At 44.4% G+C, this 685-nt stretch carries 1 protein-coding gene; it reads left to right on the top strand.

What is annotated here, in order from left to right; translation table 11 throughout:
- On the top strand, positions 1-545 hold a 545-nt coding region (locus tag ACTHS3_RS16425; RefSeq protein WP_440368564.1), incomplete at its 5' end, for an undecaprenyl-diphosphate phosphatase.
- Between the last annotated feature and the right edge of the window lie 140 nt (positions 546-685).

Genomic DNA, 685 nt, shown 5'->3' with positions numbered 1-685 from the left:
CGATTGTTGGCCTCTTATTCAGTAAACAAATTAAATTGCATCTTTTCAACCCGATTACCGTTGCTACCATGCTGGTATTAGGTGGCTTCTTCATTTTATGGGTTGAAAAACGCCAAACAACAGCCAAACCTAAAGTCAACCATGTCGATGATATGCGCCCAATCGACGCATTTGTTGTAGGATGCGCCCAAATTTTTGCCCTTATTCCTGGTACATCACGTTCAGGCAGCACCATCATGGGTGGTATGCTGTGGGGACTAGAACGAAAAACAGCTACCGAATTTTCATTCTTCCTTGCCGTACCAATGATGATTGCGGCCACAGGTTACGACATCTTAAAAAATTACAAACTCTTTACCTTGCAAGATGTCGGACAAATTGCCATCGGTTTTATCGCAGCATTTATCGCCGGTTTATTAGCAGTAAAAGCTTTGCTGAAATTTGTTTCCAGTAAAAACTATGTTCCTTTTGCCTACTACCGCATCGTATTCGGTGGTCTGATTCTCCTTACTTGGATACTAGGCTTAGTCAGCTGGAACGAATAATCGCTCCCTTCATTCTCCTCAAAGGACGTGCCCGCGCACGTCCTTTTTCTTCTCCTTTATCCATTCCACCCTATTGTCACCCCGTAAAAGGCCGACACTCCGCATCATTGCCCCTAAATATCTCCTCACCGTCCGTACAG

The sequence above is a fragment of the Neisseria sp. P0009.S007 genome (assembly GCF_051962515.1).
Note: the sequence above shows the minus strand (reverse complement) of the source record. Positions and strands in the feature narration are given on the sequence as shown.